Source organism: Herbihabitans rhizosphaerae (assembly GCF_004216555.1).
Lineage (GTDB): Bacteria > Actinomycetota > Actinomycetes > Mycobacteriales > Pseudonocardiaceae > Herbihabitans > Herbihabitans rhizosphaerae.
In genome coordinates, this window is record NZ_SGWQ01000010.1 from 65,219 (window position 1) to 80,651 (window position 15,433).

Here is a 15,433-nt window from a genome sequence, read left to right on the forward strand (position 1 = left end):
TGGACTCGGCTTGACCCGCCGGCACTACACAGGTGTAATCACATTGATGTCATTCGCCGTTCTGGCGAGTGGTGTCCGCCAACGCGGGGAGTGCGAAAGGCGAGGAGGCGGACGGACATGCAGGGAATCGAAGGAGGTCGCGTCGTGGAGTGGGGGGAGCACCCAACCGACGAGTGGGATGCTCTCGCTGATCTGTTCGACGAGACCGAAGAGCAGGAGTGGCAGGACCGCGCGCTGTGCGCGCAGACCGACCCGGAGGCGTTCTTCCCCGAGAAGGGCGGCTCGACCAGGGAGGCCAAGCGGATCTGTCAGGGCTGTGAGGTGCGCTCCGAGTGCCTCGAGTACGCCCTGGCACACGACGAACGCTTCGGCATCTGGGGCGGCCTGTCCGAGCGCGAGCGGCGCAAGCTGAAAAAGCGGGCCGTCTAGGCGGCGCACGGCCGAACGGGCGACTCGACCCGAGGAGTCCGTTCTGCCAGGCTGCGCCTGTCCATTCGCGCGGCTAGTCGAGCGAGGAGGTGACCGCGTGCCTCCCCGGTTCCCCCACCGCGCGGTCCCCGCTGACTGTCCACAGTGGAGTCCCCACTAGTGCCCCGCAGAACACCTCGCGGCTCCGGCACACCGCCGGCCGTGCGCACCGTTCCCGTGCTCGCCGTGCTCGTATGCCATGACGGCGCCGACTGGTTGCCCGACACGCTCGCCGCGCTGGCCGCGTCCACCCCGCGCCCGAGGCACGTGATCGCGGTCGACACCGGGTCCACCGACGACACCGCGCGCCTGCTCGCCGACGCCGAGCTGGACGGCGTGCTCACCCTGGACCGCACCACCGGTTTCGCCACCGCCGTGGCCGCCGCGGTCGACCACGCCGTCGAACGCTGGGGCGATCCGGGCGGCTGGGTGTGGGTGCTGCACGACGACAGCGCGCCCGAGCCGGACTGCCTCGCCACGCTGCTCACCGCCGCCGAGGCGTCACCGTCGGCCGGCGTGCTCGGCCCGCTCGCCCTGGACTGGGACGATCAGCGGCTAGTCGTGGAGGCGGGCCTGTCCACCGACGCGTCCGGCCACCGGCAGACCGGGTTCCGCCCCGGCCAGCTCGACCGCGGCAAGATCCAGCACAACGGCGAGAGCGGCTCCCACCCGTTCGAGCAGAGCACCGAGGTACTCGCCGTGTCCAGCGCCGGCCTGCTGGTGCGCCGCGAGCTGTGGCACCGGCTCGGCGGGTTCGACGAGCACCTGCCGCTGCTGCGCGAGGACATCGACTTCGGCTGGCGCGCCAACCGCGTGGGCATCGTCGTGCTGTGCGTGCCGTCCGCGCGGATCAGGCACGCGCGCGCGGCGACCCGGGGGCTGCGCGCACCGGACGCGGTCCCAGGAAACGGCACTGGCACGTTCCGGCGCGCCGACCGGGCGCACGGGCTGCGCACGTTCCTGGTCAACTGCTCCACGTTCTCCCTGGTGATCGGCGTTCCCCGGCTGGTGCTGCTGTGCCTGCTGCGGACGATCGGGTACGACGTGCTGCGCCGGTTCGGCGACGCGGGGGCGGAGTTGTACGCGGCCCGCTACGTGCTCGGCGGGCGGGCCGACATCCGTGCCGCCCGGGCCCGCCGCCGTGTCGCCGCTCGCGAGGTGGTCAGCTCCGGCGGCGTGCGCGGACTGTTCACCAGCAGGTGGACGCGGCTGCGCAACGGCCTGCGCAGCCTGCTCACCCACATGGCGCGGCGGCGGATCGAGGCGGACGCGGCGCTGGGCCGGCTGCCGGACACGCACCGGGTCGCCCAGACCTCCGACGGCGAGCGCCGTCCGGTCGGGCCGGACGCGATGCCGGCCGGCGCGGTCGGCGTGTCCCGTACGCGGCGGGCTGGGCTGCGCAGGCCGGCCACCGTCGCGGTGTCCCTGCCGACGACGACACTGCCGGCGACCGCGCCCACCGGTGTGCGCCCGAGTCCCCGGCCACGGCCGTCGCCACGTCCGCGCACCGATCAGCCGGTCGAGCACGAGGAGATCGTGTTCGTCGAGGTCGACCGTCGGCACCTGGTGCGGCAGATCCTGCTCGCGCCGCCGCTGCTGCTCCTGATCGGCCTGCTCGTCGTGTCACTGGCGACCAACTGGGACCGGCTCGGGCTCGACCTCGCCGGCGGGCGGCTGCTCCCGGCCGGCCAGCTCGGCGCGACCTGGTCGGACTACCTCGCGGCGTGGCACCCGGTCACCGGTGGCACCGCCGCGCCCGCGCCCGCCGCCCTCGCGGTGCTCGGCGTGCTGGGCGGGGTGCTCGCGCCGTTCGGGGCGGTGCCGGCCGCGGTGGCGCTGCTGCTGTTGTTCGACGCGCCGCTCGCCGGCCTCGGCGCGTACATCGCCACTCGCCAGCTGCCGGTGCCGCGCTGGGTGCGCGCGCTGGTCGCCGCCGCGTACGCGCTGCTGCCGCCGGCCACCGCCGCGGTCGCGCAGGGACGGCTGGACGCGGTGATCGTGCACGTGATGCTGCCGCCCGTGGTGGCCGGGATCGCCGGCCTGCTGGTGCGCGGGCGCAAGGCGACCGGCTCGACGGCGTGGTTGTCCACGGCGGCCGGCTCGGCGATCGGGCTCGCGGTGATCGGCGCGTTCTCACCGCTGGTGCACCTGCTGCTGGTGCTCACGGCACTCGGCGGGTTCGTCATGGTGCCCGGTCACCGGGGTGACGGTCGGCGCCGGGTCGCCGCGCTGTTCGCGATCGTGCTGCTGCCGCTGGCGCTGTTGCTGCCCTGGCCGGCCGTGGTGATCCAGCACCCGGGCGTGGTGCTGCACGGCGTCGGCGCGTGGGTCGCCGAGACGTCGGCGTCCACGGTCGACCTGCTCGCCCTGCACCCCGGCGGGCCGGGTGCCGCGCCGGTGCTCGGCGCGCTCGTGCTGCTCGCCGTCCTGATCGCGCTGGTGCTGCGGCCCAGCCGGTCGATGCTGCCCGGATTCGGACTGGCCGCACTCGGACTGGCCGGCGTCGTCGTGGTCAGCCAGCTCTCGGCGCGCCCGCTGGTCGGCGGGCCGGACGCGCACGGCTGGACCGGCCCGGTGCTGCTGGTCGCCGGCTGGGGACTGCTGCTGACCGTGCTCGCCGCCTGTCGTCCCGGCGGGCCGGTGCTCGGGCCGGCCGCGGTGGCCCGGGTCGCCGCGGTGCTCGGCGCGCTCGCCGTGCTGTCGTTCGCCGCCGGCTCGGTGCTCGCCGGGCGCAAGGGGCCGCTGCGCGCGGACGACGGCGTGGGCCTCGCCTCGACGCTGCGGCACGAACTGGAGAACACGAACCGGTCGGTGCTCACCCTGGCCGCGGGCGGGCAGCCGGTGCGCCAGAGTGCCGGCCGTGCGCCGAGGCTCGGCGACGACGACCTGGTGCCGGTGCCGTCCGCGACCGCTCGACTGTCCCGATTGGACAGTGAGCTGCGCTCGCCGGAGCCGGCCGTGGCGCGGGCGGCGGTGGCGGACGCGGCGACCTCGGGTGTCGCTTTCGTTGTGCTGCCGGACGAATCGGCGGCGGCCGGGCTGCGCGCGGCGGCCGGCGATCTGGTCGCCGACGCACCGTCCACTTCGGACGGTCGGCCGGTGCTGCGGCTGCAGCCGGCCGGCGGTGCGGCGGTGCTGCTGTCCCCGGAGATGGCCAAGCGGGCGACCACGGGCGGCGCGCCGCCGAGCGAGTTGGGCGCCGGCGGGATCGTGCCGGTGGAGGCCGCGCCGCCGAACGTGGCCGCGCGGGTGTCCGACGGGCCGGACGGACGGCTGCTGGTGATCGCCGCCGAGGAGGAGCCAGGGTGGCGGGCGACGGTGAACGGGCGGCAGGTGCCGGTGGTGCGCTCCTGGGGTGACCTGGTGGGGGTGGCCGTGCCGACGCGGGCGGCCGAGGTCCGGCTGGAGCACTCGTCGGCGTTGCGCAGCGTGCTGCTGTTGTCGCAAGGCGCGGTGGTGCTGTTCGCGCTGCTGACCGCGATCCCGTCCCGGCGCCCGTGAACTGTCGGTGGTGCCGGCTAGCGTCGAGCGCGTGCACACCACAGACCTGCTCGTCCGGCGTGACGATCACCGCCGGTGCGAGGTCCGCGAGTCCGAGTTCGCCCCGCTGCGCGAGGGGCAGGCCCGCTTCCGCGTCGACCGGTTCGCGCTGACCTCCAACAACGTCACCTACGCCCTGCTCGGCGACGTGATGGGCTACTGGGGCTTCTACCCGGCCGAGGACGGCTGGGGCCAGGTGCCCGCCTGGGGCTTCGCCGAGGTGATCGAGTCCGCGACCGGCGCGGTGGCCGTCGGCGACCGGTTCTACGGCTACTGGCCGATGTCCAGCCACGCGATCCTGGAACCCGTGGCGCACGGCGGACCGGTGGTCGACGACGCCGAGCACCGCCGCGCCCTGCCCGCGATGTACAACAACTACCTGCCCGCGTCCGCTCCCGACGCACACACCGAGGAGCTCCAGTCGCTGATCCGACCGCTGTTCGCCTCGGCCTGGCTGATCGACGATTTCCTTGCCGCGCAAGGGTTCCGGGACGCGGCGACGGTGCTGATCACGAGCGCGTCGAGCAAGACGGCGGCGGCCACCGCGTGGTGCCTGGCCCGGCGTGCCGAGCGGCCGGCGCTGGTCGGGCTCACCTCGGCGGCCAACACCGAGTTCGTCGCCGGGCTCGCCGGTTACGACCGCGCGGTCGCCTACTCCGACATCGCCTCGGCGGACCTGGCCGGCCCGGTCATGCTGATCGACATCGCCGGCTCGGCCGACATCCGGCGCGCCGTCCACGAGCGCTTCGGCGACGGGCTGTCCTGGACGCTCGGCGTCGGTGGCACGCATATGAGTGAGATCTCCGGGTTGGCCGCACCCCAGGAGGGCGGTGGCGAGTCCGAGATCTTCTTCGCGCCGACCTACCTGGAACAGCGCACCGCCGAGATCGGCTCGCGGGAGCTGCCCGAAATGATCAGCGGTGCGGAGTCGGAGTACCTGGAAGGCGTCGCGCGCACCTGGCCGATCACCCGCGCGTCCGAGCCGGACGCCGTCCGCGCGGCCTGGATCGACCAGGTCGACGGGAAGCGCGACCCCGCCGGCGGCACGATCTTGTCGTTGGTCCGGTCCTAACGCGAGTCGGGCGGGACGCGTGGCTGGGCGGCTCGTGAGGCCGTGGACCGGTGCAGTGGCACGTCGAGGTTTCCGCCCACGATGTCGGCGCGCAGGCGGTTGGTGGTCTTCCAACTGTCGAGCGCCCGGTCGGGGTCGGCGGCGGCCACACCGAGGATCAACGCGTCCACCAGCAGAAGGTTCGCGATCTCGGGGCCGGGCAGCAGATCGTCCGTGGAGGGCGTGACGAGCACGGTGGCCACCCGGTCGGCGAAATGGCTGGCCAACATCTCCGTGATGAGCACGACCGGGCAGCCGATGCGGGCCGCTTCGCTGATCGCCACGTCCTGTTCGCGAACATGGCGCAGTGGCGCGATGATGACCAGCGCCGACCGGGGGCCGAGTTGGCCGAGTGCGTCGGCGAAGTTGTAACCGGTCAGCGCGGTCGCGGTGGCGCTCCGCCCGATTCGCCGTAGCCCCAGCGACATCGCCATGGCCGCGGGTTCGGCCGATCCGTAGCCGACGATCAGGGTGTCCGACGCGGTCGCGAGGGTCTTGATGGCGGCGTCGAACGCCTCGGCGGGGACGGTGCGCGGAAGAGCGCGCGCGAGATGCGCCGCGTCCAGGCTGATCTTGGCCAGCAGCTGACTGCTGTCGTCGGACTGGGTCAGGTTCTCGGCGAGGGTCTGCTCCGGGTCACGGACCTGGTTGAGCATGGCGGCGGCCGCGCGGCGCAGCTCACCGAGCCCGCCGTAGCCCAGTTGCTTGACGGTTCGGATGACCGTCGCGTCACTGACGCCTGCCTGGTCGGCGATCTCCTGCGCGGAGAACACCGAGGCCTCCGCGGGGTGTAGGGCGAGGAAGTCGACCACGCGGAGACCGCTGTCGCTCAGTTGCTCCCTGACCTGGGCGATTCGTTTCGTCAACGATGGCTCCATCTAGCACCCACTAGACATCTGCGATTTCATGAAGTAGACACTACATCACTGCAGGGCGGACATACCACTCGGCGGGCGGAGGTAGTGAGATGCGGCGAAGCTCGTGGCTGATCGTTGTGTCGTTGTTCCAAGCACTGGCCCTGGTGGGCTGCGGTTTGAGCGCGTCGACCTCGGCGGACCCCGGTCTGACGGACCGTCCGCGGGGGCGCTGTGCTCCGGAATTGGCCGCGAGCGTGCCCGCACCGATCCGGCAGCGCGGCGAACTCCTGGTCGGGATGGTTCCGAACAGTCCGCCCATGGCGTATCACGCGGAAGACCACTCCATCGTCGGTTTCGACCGTGACATGAGTCAGGCGATCACCGATGTGCTCTGTTTGAGAGCGAACCCGATTCCCACGAATCTCGACGCGATCGTCCCGGGTTTGGCGGCCGGGCGATTCGACGTGGTTCTCGCCTCGCTCGCTCCCACCGAGGAGCGCAGGAAGAGCGCCGACTTCGTCACGTATTACAACGGCGGGCAGGGCTTTCTCGCCAGGAGTGACACGAACTTCCCGGTGCGGTCCTATCTGGATCTGTGCGGCCGCGCGGTCGGCGTGATAGTCGGATCCGTTCAGCAGGGGCAGTTGGACGAGGCGGCCGATACGTGCCCCAAGGCCGGACGCCCCTCGTGGCGTCTGAGCCTCTTCCCGGACGGGACGGCGACGGTGCTCGCCCTGCGCAGCAGTCGAATCGATGTCCTGTACATGTCGATTTCGCCCACGCAATATGTGGCGAACACGTCGCCGGAGCTGTTCCGCCTGGCCGGTCGGTACAAGCGGTCTCTCGTGGCCGCCGCCCTCAAGAAGAACTCGCCATTGTCGGCTCCGGTCCACAACGCGGTTCGAGCGCTGCTGTCGGACGGGACGTACCACAAGATTCTGGAGAAATGGAAGCTACAGGAAAACCAGCTCGACTCCACTGATCTTCTGAGCGGAAGGCCATGACAGTGATTTCAGATGCCATGACCGCCAGGGACAAGAACGACATCCCGTCCCGGATCGTGCCGAGGAGCAAGTACGGGACCTGGATCGCGGGCGCACTGGTGGTGCTGTTCGTCTTCCTGGCACTCAGATCCGCGTTCGCGAACGACAATTTCGCGTGGCCGGCGTTCGGCCGCTACTTGTTCAGCGAGTCCATTCTGCTCGGTCTTGTCCGGACAATCGAACTGGCGCTGATCGCGATGGCCCTGTCGATTCTGGCCGGCATGGCGCTGGCGATGATGAGGCAGTCCTCGAACAGGGTGCTCAACGCGGTCGCGGGCACCTACATCTGGCTGTTCCGCGCTGTGCCATTGCTGGTGCTGCTCCTGTTGCTCTACAACCTGGCCGCGCTGTATCCGGAGATCTCACTCAGCGTGCCGTTCGGTCCGATCCTGTTCACGATGGAAACCAATACGGTCATCACCGTGGCCGGCGCCGCGATAATCGGGCTCGCCCTACACGAGTCCGCCTACTGCGCGGAGATATTCCGGGCTGGACTGGTCTCCGTGGACCACGGCCAGCGCGAGGCGGCGGAGGCGCTGGGGATGTCGAGTTGGCTCATGACACGGCGAATCGTCCTTCCCCAGGCCATGCGAGCGATCGTGCCGCCGTTGACCAACCAGTTCGTCAGTGTGGTGAAGACAACGTCGATCGTCAGCGTCATCTCCATGCCCGAATTGCTCTACAGCGCGCAGATCATCTATGCGCGGACGTACGAAACCATTCCACTCTTGCTGGTCGTGACCTTCTGGTATCTCGTGTTGACCGCGGTGCTGACCGTCGCGCAGCACTATGTCGAGAAGCGTTTCAATCGCGGCAGGGCCGGGCTTTCGGACTACACGGCGCGGAAGCTGTCCCGGCTGACCCTGGAGGCGGGAAAATGATCGACCTGGCCGAGAAGTCAACCGGCGTCGCCGCAGTCGAGATCCGCGGTGTGCACAAGCTGTACGGATCCCTGCACGTACTCCACGAGATGGACCTGGTCGTGGCGCCGGGCGAGGTCGTCTGCCTGATCGGCCCGTCCGGGTCCGGTAAGAGCACGCTGCTGCGGTGTATCAACAATCTGGAGAAGATCCAGGCCGGCGTGATCAAGGTATTCGGTGAGCTGATCGGTTACCGCCGAGCCGGTGAGCGGCTGATCGAGACCACGAAGCGGGAGACCTGCCGCGCGCGGCAGCACGTCGGCATGGTTTTCCAACAGTTCAACCTGTTCAGCCATCTCACGGCACTGCAGAATCTGATCGAGGCGCCGACTCGCGTTCAACGCCTACCCCGCGAGAAGGCGACAGAGTATGCCAAGGAACTGCTCGGCAAGGTCGGCCTGGCCGACAAACACGCCAGCTATCCCGCGCAGCTCTCCGGTGGGCAACAGCAGCGGGTCGCGATCGCGCGCGCTCTGTGTATGCGACCGAAACTGATGTTGTTCGACGAGCCGACCAGCGCGTTGGATCCCGAACTCGTCGGTGAGGTCCTGGATGTATTGCGCGATCTGGCGAACAACGAGATGACGATGATGGTCGTCACGCATGAGATCGGATTCGCCCGCCAGGTCGCGGACACCGTCGTGTTCATGGACGAAGGACGAATTGTCGAGCAGGGCCCGGCGGCTCAGGTTCTCGATTCTCCACGACACGAACGAACCAAGCGCTTTCTCGAACGAGTCAGCTGACCGAAGGGGATCACCGTGCAGAGCGTTGAGTACATCGTTGTCGGCGGCGGCGTGGTCGGCACCGCCACCGCGTGGAATCTCGCCAGCCGTGGCGCCGAAGTCACCCTGCTGGAAGCGCGCGAATTCGCGTCCGGTGCCTCCGGCGGCCCAGGGCGGCGGGGCGTCCGCGCGGGCGGGCGCGACCTCCGCGAACTGCCACTGGCTCGTCGCGCGCAGGAAATCTGGCCCGAGCTGGAAACGCGGCTCGGCGCGTCGACCCACTACCGGCGCAACGGCATGCTCAGCCTCTACGACGTCGAGATCGCCGGGGTGCTCGGCTGGGAGAGTCTGCCGGCCAGAGCCCAGGCACAGCGTGCGGCGGGCGTGGCCTGCGACATCGTCGACCGTGAACGGCTGGACGAGATGCAACCGGGAATCGCCGACGACGTGCGGTACGCGCTCTACACCCCGAACGACGGCACCGCTGATCACCCCGCGACGACCAGGGCGTTCGCGAAGGCGGCGGTGGAGTCCGGCGCCACCGTCCGGGAACACACGGGGGTGGCCAGAGTCGTGCCGGGCATTGACGACTCCGTCGTCGTGCACCTGACCACCGACGACCGGCTGCGTGCCACCCGAGGGGTGATCATCGCGGCGAACCGGTCGACTCCGCGTCTGCTCAGCGACTCGGTCGGCTTCTCCCTGCCGATGTGGGAGAAGGCGACCCAGATCGCCTTCGTCACGGCTCCTCCCGGCTTTTCGCTCAACCACCAGATCAGCCACACTCGCCGCCGGTTGTCGGTGAAGACGACCGACGAGGGCTCGGTGATGCTGTCCGGTGGGCGGCCCGGTGGATGGGATCCCGTAACCGGCGTCGGCACGACCGCTCCGGACGTCCTGCGCGCCACGTTGGCCGACCTGGCGGCCACGCTGCCGGAATTGGCCGGTGCGGAGGTTCTCGCCGTCGACAACAGCCGGGCCGACACCAGTACGGTCGATCTGATTCCGGTGATCGACACCGTGCCGGGCCTGAACTCGGTGTTCATCGGCACCGGCTGGAGCGGACACGGCTTCGCCCTCGCGCCCGCCGTGGCCGAGGCGCTCACCACCTGGGCGCTGACCGGCGAACGCCCTGAGTCACTGCGCCCCTTCACCCTCGACCGCTTCCGCGTCGCCTGCCCGACCTGACCGGGTACTACAGGGTCTTTCCGGCGTGTCGTGAGCCAGGCTAACGGGTCGAGCCCGCTGAACCTCTTAGCCGCGCTAACGGGTTCAGCGGGCTCGACCCGGTTGTAGCCCTGTAGTAGCTAGTCCAAGGTCTCCGGGTCGATGCCCAGGTAGTCGGCGATCTGGCGGACCAACACCTCGCGCACCAGCTCGGCCAGGTCGGTGCCGTCCTTGGCGCGTGCCTCCAGAGGCCGGCGGTAGAGCACGATCCGCGCGCTGGTCGGCACGCCCCGGCTGTCCATCCCGGCCGGTACTAGGCGGGCCAGCGGCACCCCGCCGTCGGTGAACACCCCGGACTGCGCGTCGGATTCGTGCGGCACCTCGGGCACCTCGTCGACCGCGACGTCCAGCTTCGCCAACCGGTCGCCCCAGCGCTCCTCGATCGGCTCCAGCTCCTCGAGAACCAGCGCGTCGAACCGCTCCGACCGGGTGCTCGCCGCGGGGAGTGACGGCGGCAGCAGCGGCCCGCGCAGCCCGCGTCCCCTGCGGTCCCGGCGCGCCCTGCGGCGTGCGGCGGAGGAAGAGGTCACCACCCGGGCGACTCTACGGCGTCGGCACGCGTGTCGTCCGGTGCGCCTGCGAGCCGACCGGTGGGATAAGCGCTATCGTCACCGATCGTGCGGAGTGTCCGGAAGTGCTCGCGAAGCGGATGCGGCAACGCGGCCGTTGCGACGCTCACCTATGCCTACGCCGACTCCACCGCCGTGGTCGGTCCGCTGGCCACGTCGACCGAGCCGCACTCCTATGACCTGTGCGAGGAGCACGCGGTCAAGCTCACCGTGCCGCGCGGCTGGGAGGTCGTGCGCTACGACGGCGAGTTCGCCGCACCCGAACCCTCGGTCGACGACCTCACCGCGCTGGCCGAGGCCGTGCGCGAGGCCGGCCGGACCAGCGCCCCCGTCGAGCCGCAGCCGGAAGCCCAGGCCGCCGGCCCCGGTGCCCGCCGCGGCCACCTGCGCGTGCTGCCCGACCCCGTCGTCGACTGATACGTGGCCAGCACCTTCGAGCTGGCGTGGACCGACCGTCGGCTCGTCGGCTCCCAGACACCCCGTCGCTTCCTGGACTACGTGATCGACGGGCGCTCGTTCTACGCCGCGCACGGGGGTGATCGGATCTCCCCGTTCGGCTGGTTCGGTGCCGACGCTGAGGACCTTGCCGCGCGCCGACTGTTCGGTCGCGCCGCGCCCCACCTCGGATCGCGCACCGCACTCGCCGTGTGCCCTGAGTGTGGCGAACTGGAATGCGGCGCGATCACCGCGGAGATCGTCGTCGAGGAGCACACAGTCCGCTGGGTCGAGGTGGCCTTCAGCTCCTTCGACTCCGAGGCCGAGGAATACGGCGTCCAGGCCGTGCAGTTGGATGAGTTCGGCGAGCTGGTCTTCGAGAAGGCGGAGTACCACCACGTGCTGTTCAACCGGCCTCGGTAGGCTGCGGCGGCACCTGCACACACCGTGCCTGCCGGCGCCGGAGGCACTACACCGTCCCGGGGAGCTCGCGTGCGTGACCTGTCAGCCGTCTTCAAGGCCTACGACATCCGCGGCCTGGTCGGCGAGCAACTCGACGTCGACGTGGTGCGCGACATCGGCGCCGCGTTCGCGCGGCTCGTCCATCCCGCGCCGGCCGTGGTGATCGGCCACGACATGCGCTCGTCCTCGCCCGGACTCGCCAGCGCGTTCGCCACCGGCGTGATCCAGCAGGGCGTCGGCGTGATCACGATCGGGCTGGCCAGCACCGACATGCTGTACTACGCCTCCGGCAGCCTCGACCTGCCCGGCGCGATGTTCACCGCGAGCCACAACCCGGCCGCCTACAACGGCATCAAGCTCTGCCGCGCCGGCGCCGCACCCGTCGGCCAGGACACCGGGCTCGCCGAGATCCGCGCCGAGGTGGAGCGCGAGGAGCCCAACCGCGAGGGCGTCGCGCCCGGCACCCTGGACTCCCGCGACCTGCTCGCCGACTACGCCGCGCACCTGCGCACGCTGGTCGACCTGTCCGGCAGCCGCCCGCTCAAGATCGTGGTGGACGCGGGCAACGGCATGGGCGGGCACACCGTCCCCGAGGTGTTCAAGGGCCTGCCGATCGAGATCGTGCCGATGTACTTCGAGCTGGACGGCACCTTCCCCAACCACGAGGCGAACCCGCTGGACCCGAAGAACATCGTGGACCTGCAGCGCAAGGTGCGCGAGGTCGGCGCGGACGCGGGTGTGGCCTTCGACGGCGACGCGGACCGCTGCTTCGTGGTGGACGAGCGCGGCGAGCCGGTCCCGCCGAGCGCGATCACCGCCCTGGTCGCGGTGCGCGAGCTGGCCAAGGACCCGGGCGGCACCGTGATCCACAACCTGATCACCTCCAAGTCGGTGCCGGAGATCGTGGCCGAGCACGGCGGCAAGCCAGTGCGCACCCGCGTCGGACACTCGTTCATCAAGGCGGAGATGGCCACCACCGGGGCGATCTTCGGCGGCGAGCACTCGGCGCACTACTACTTCCGCGACTTCTGGCGCGCGGACACCGGCATGCTGGCCGCCCTGCACGTGCTGGCCGCCCTCGGCGAGCAGCACGAGCCGCTGTCCGAGCTGACCGCCGAGTACACCCGCTACGCCTCCTCCGGGGAGATCAATTCCACTGTGGACGATCAGGCCGCGCGCCTGGCCGCCGTGCGGGAATCCTTTGGCAGCAAGGAGAACACGCGCGTGGACGAGCTGGACGGGCTGACCGTGGAGCTGGCCGACGGCTCCTGGTTCAACCTGCGCGCGTCCAACACCGAGCCGCTGCTGCGGCTGAACGTGGAGGCGGCCGACAACGCGTCGGTGGCCAAGCTGCGCGACGAGGTGCTGGCGATCGTGCGCGCCTGAACGTGCGCGATCCCCGGCGAGTGCCAGACTGGACGGCGAGGAGGAAACATGCCTGTCGAGCTTGATCAGCGGTTGTTGGACATCCTCGCGTGCCCGTCCGACGATCACGCGCCGCTGCGTGTCGGCCGGGCCGGCGATCCGGACGCGGACGTGCTGACCTGCACGTCCTGCGGCCGCGAGTACCCGGTGACGGACGGCATTCCGGTGCTGCTGCTGGACGAGGCGACCGAGCCGGCCGGGGACGTGACAGGGGAACAATGACCGCCGTGCTCGACGACACGCTGCTGGACGACCCGGCCAGGCTGACCGAGGCGGACAGCGACGGGTGGCTGGTCGCGGTCGCGCGGGCCGGCGCCCAGGTGCGCGCCACGATCGAGGCGGCGAACGCGATCAGGCTGGACGACGAGCTGGCCGGCACGCCGCGCGCGCTGGTGCTGGTGTCCCGCCCCGGCCTCGGGCCCGCGGTGACGGAGCTGATCGCCGCGCTGCTCGGCCGGTCGTGCCCGGTGCCGGTGGTGATCACCGACATCGTCCCGCCGTGGATCGGCCCGCTGGACGTGGTGCTCGCGCACACCGAGGACGGCGGCGACGCCGTGCTCGCCGAGTCGATCGACCGCGCGTCCCGGTACGGCGCGCGGGTCGTGGTCACCTCGCCGCCGGACGGTCCGGTCGCCGCGGCCGCCGCCGGACGGGCGCTCGCGCTGCCGTCACCGGTCGACGTGCCGGCCGGGTTCGGACTGCCCCGCGCCCTGGCCGCCGGCCTGCTGGCCACCCGCGCACTCGGTCTGCTGCGCGCCGACGTGGACGCGCTGGCCGACGAGCTGGACCGCGAGGCCGAACGCGATCACATGCAGCACGAGTCGTTCGTCAATCCGGCCAAGTCGCTCGCATTGCGTCTCGCCGAGCGCATCCCGCTGCTGTGGGGCCTGGACGACACGGCGACCGCGGTGGCCGCGCACGCCGCCCAGGCGCTGGGCAGCTACGCGGGCATCGCGTGTGACGTGGCGAGCTACCAGCAGGCGCAGACCCGCTCGGCGCTGCACCGTGCGGCGGTCGGTTCCAACACCGCCGCCGACATCTTCGCCGATCCGGATCTCGACGAGTCGCCCACCGGCACGCCGCCCAGGGTGCTGCTGCTCGGGTTGCGCGACGACGAGGAGACCTCCGCTCTTCGCAGGAGTGCTGCGGCGGCACTGCCTACGGCGGACGCGCCCGCGCTCGCCGAGGAGATCTCGGCCGACGAGCCGGGCAGAGCGGCCGTACTGGCCCTGCGGTTCGAGTTCGCCGCGCTCTACCTGGGATTGGCAACGGGAACCATCGGCGGCACCGGCCACTACGCCGCCTAACGCCTAACGCTTGACACAGTCGGGGCACGAGGGAGTTGTTCGGTGAAGCAGTTGCTTGGCGCCGTGCGGGAGTACGCGTGGGGGTCGCGCACCGCGATCGCGGACCTGCTCGGCCGTCCCGTCCCCACGCCACACCCGGAGGCGGAGCTGTGGCTGGGCGCGCACCCCGGCGATCCGTCCTCCGTGATCGACTCCGGCGGGAAGACCTCACTGCTGGACGTCCTCGCCGCCGATCCCGAGGGGCAGCTCGGCGCGACCACCGCGGCGCGCTGGGGCAACCGGCTGCCGTTCCTGCTGAAGGTGCTCGCCGCCGACGAGCCGCTCAGCATGCAGGCGCACCCGTCCGCGCTGCAGGCCGCCGAGGGCCACGCGCGGGAGGAGCGGGCCGGCATCCCGAGGGAGGCGCCGAACCGCAACTACCCGGACCCGACGGCCAAGCCCGAGCTGCTGTGCGCGCTCACCGAGTTCCACGCGCTGGCCGGTTTCCGCGACCCGCACCGGACCGTCGAGCTGTTGCGCGCGGTGTCCACGCCGAAGCTCGCCGGCTACGTGGATCTGCTCGCCGGCGAGCCGAACTCCGACGGCCTGCGCGCGCTGTTCACCACGTGGATCACGTTGCCGCAGCCGGCGCTGGACTCGCTGCTGCCCGAGTTGCTCGACGTGTGTGTGACACACGTGCGCGAGCACGGCGAGTTCGAGTTGGAGTGCCGCACGGTCCTGGAGCTGGGCGAGCGCTACCCGGGTGACGCCGGCGTGCTGGCCGCGCTGCTGCTGAACCGGCTGGTGCTGCGCCCGAACGAGGCGATCTACCTGCCGGCCGGCAACCTGCACGCCTATCTCGACGGCACCGCCGTGGAGATCCTGGCCAACTCGGACAACACGCTGCGCGGCGGGCTCACCCCCAAGCACGTCGACGTGCCGGAACTGTTGCGGGTGCTCGATTTCGCCTGTGGTGACATGCCGATCCTCACCGGCGAGCCGGACGAGCAGAAGCACCTGCTGACGTACCCGACCGACGCGCCGGAGTTCGAGCTGTCCCGGATCGAGTGGGCCGACGGCGAGTCCGATCCGGTGCGGCTGGCCGCCGACGGCGCGCAGATCCTGCTCTGCCTGGACGGCGCGGTGGAACTGGACGGGCCGGCGAGCATGTCGATGCGGCGCGGCGAGGCGGTGTGGCTGGCCGCGTCCGACCCGGACGTGGTGGTGCGGCCGTCCGGCGAACACACGAAGATCTTCCGCGCGACGGCGGGTTCGGAGTTCCCGGCCCACGACACGCTCTAGAGTTACCGCGGTGATCCGGACGAATCGCCCGTAGCGGTCGGGTACGAGAAAAGGGAGACACGC

General features: G+C 70.9%; 15 protein-coding genes. 13 read left to right on the top strand and 2 right to left on the bottom strand.

Going from position 1 to position 15,433, the window contains the following annotated elements:
- Positions 1-117: 117 nt before the first annotated feature.
- The 3 genes from EV193_RS25225 (at position 118) to EV193_RS25235 (ending at position 5,080) form a co-directional block, all read left to right on the top strand.
- Positions 118-429: a WhiB family transcriptional regulator gene (locus EV193_RS25225; protein WP_130347163.1), complete on the top strand. Its 312-nt coding sequence runs from the start codon at positions 118-120 to the stop codon at positions 427-429.
- Positions 430-630: 201 nt separating this feature from the next.
- The gene (locus tag EV193_RS25230; protein WP_242613657.1) at positions 631-3,969 is read left to right on the top strand and encodes a glycosyltransferase family 2 protein; all 3,339 of its coding nucleotides are present in this window, start codon (positions 631-633) and stop codon (positions 3,967-3,969) included.
- A 31-nt stretch (positions 3,970-4,000) separates the two neighbouring features.
- Positions 4,001-5,080: a DUF2855 family protein gene (locus EV193_RS25235; protein WP_165401498.1), complete on the top strand. Its 1,080-nt coding sequence runs from the start codon at positions 4,001-4,003 to the stop codon at positions 5,078-5,080.
- Here EV193_RS25235 and EV193_RS25240 read toward each other — a convergent pair.
- A complete protein-coding gene (locus tag EV193_RS25240) occupies positions 5,077-5,985 on the bottom strand; it encodes a MurR/RpiR family transcriptional regulator (RefSeq protein WP_165401499.1) in 909 nt (302 codons plus the stop codon). The genes EV193_RS25235 and EV193_RS25240 overlap by 4 nt on opposite strands.
- A gap of 101 nt (positions 5,986-6,086) precedes the next feature.
- Between EV193_RS25240 and EV193_RS25245 the strand changes: the two genes are divergently transcribed.
- The 4 genes from EV193_RS25245 to EV193_RS25260 are packed head-to-tail and all read left to right on the top strand — an operon-like array spanning position 6,087 to position 9,852.
- A complete protein-coding gene (locus tag EV193_RS25245) occupies positions 6,087-6,980 on the top strand; it encodes an ABC transporter substrate-binding protein (RefSeq protein ID WP_130347169.1) in 894 nt (297 codons plus the stop codon).
- 17 nt (positions 6,981-6,997) lie between these two features.
- The gene (locus EV193_RS25250; RefSeq protein ID WP_165401500.1) at positions 6,998-7,900 is read left to right on the top strand and encodes an amino acid ABC transporter permease; all 903 of its coding nucleotides are present in this window, start codon (positions 6,998-7,000) and stop codon (positions 7,898-7,900) included.
- Positions 7,897-8,685 carry an amino acid ABC transporter ATP-binding protein gene (locus EV193_RS25255; protein WP_130347173.1) on the top strand — a complete coding sequence of 263 codons (789 nt, stop codon included), beginning with the start codon at positions 7,897-7,899 and terminating at the stop codon, positions 8,683-8,685. Before EV193_RS25250 ends, EV193_RS25255 begins: the two co-directional genes overlap by 4 nt.
- A 15-nt stretch (positions 8,686-8,700) precedes the next feature.
- On the top strand, positions 8,701-9,852 hold the full coding sequence (locus EV193_RS25260; RefSeq protein WP_165401501.1) for an NAD(P)/FAD-dependent oxidoreductase: 1,152 nt from the start codon (positions 8,701-8,703) through the stop codon (positions 9,850-9,852).
- A gap of 119 nt (positions 9,853-9,971) precedes the next feature.
- Here EV193_RS25260 and EV193_RS25265 read toward each other — a convergent pair whose 3' ends face one another.
- On the bottom strand, positions 9,972-10,421 hold the full coding sequence (locus tag EV193_RS25265) for a metallopeptidase family protein (RefSeq protein ID WP_130347524.1): 450 nt from the start codon (positions 10,419-10,421) through the stop codon (positions 9,972-9,974).
- Positions 10,422-10,508: 87 nt separating this feature from the next.
- Between EV193_RS25265 and EV193_RS25270 the strand changes: the two genes are divergently transcribed.
- From EV193_RS25270 to manA, 6 genes are all read left to right on the top strand, one after another.
- Positions 10,509-10,877 carry a DUF3499 domain-containing protein gene (locus EV193_RS25270; protein ID WP_130347177.1) on the top strand — a complete coding sequence of 123 codons (369 nt, stop codon included), beginning with the start codon at positions 10,509-10,511 and terminating at the stop codon, positions 10,875-10,877.
- Positions 10,878-10,880: 3 nt separating this feature from the next.
- Complete coding sequence (locus EV193_RS25275; RefSeq protein WP_130347179.1) at positions 10,881-11,318, top strand: hypothetical protein; 438 nt, start codon at positions 10,881-10,883, stop codon at positions 11,316-11,318.
- 69 nt (positions 11,319-11,387) lie between these two features.
- On the top strand, positions 11,388-12,743 hold the full coding sequence (locus EV193_RS25280; RefSeq protein WP_130347181.1) for a phosphomannomutase/phosphoglucomutase: 1,356 nt from the start codon (positions 11,388-11,390) through the stop codon (positions 12,741-12,743).
- Positions 12,744-12,791: 48 nt separating this feature from the next.
- Entirely contained in the window at positions 12,792-13,004 is a 213-nt protein-coding gene (locus tag EV193_RS25285) for a Trm112 family protein (protein WP_130347183.1), read from the top strand.
- On the top strand, positions 13,001-14,089 hold the full coding sequence (locus EV193_RS25290) for an SIS domain-containing protein (RefSeq protein WP_130347185.1): 1,089 nt from the start codon (positions 13,001-13,003) through the stop codon (positions 14,087-14,089). Before EV193_RS25285 ends, EV193_RS25290 begins: the two co-directional genes overlap by 4 nt.
- Positions 14,090-14,131: 42 nt before the next feature.
- Entirely contained in the window at positions 14,132-15,370 is a 1,239-nt protein-coding gene (gene manA, locus EV193_RS25295) for a mannose-6-phosphate isomerase, class I (RefSeq protein ID WP_130347187.1), read from the top strand.
- The last annotated feature ends 63 nt before the right edge of the window (positions 15,371-15,433 follow it).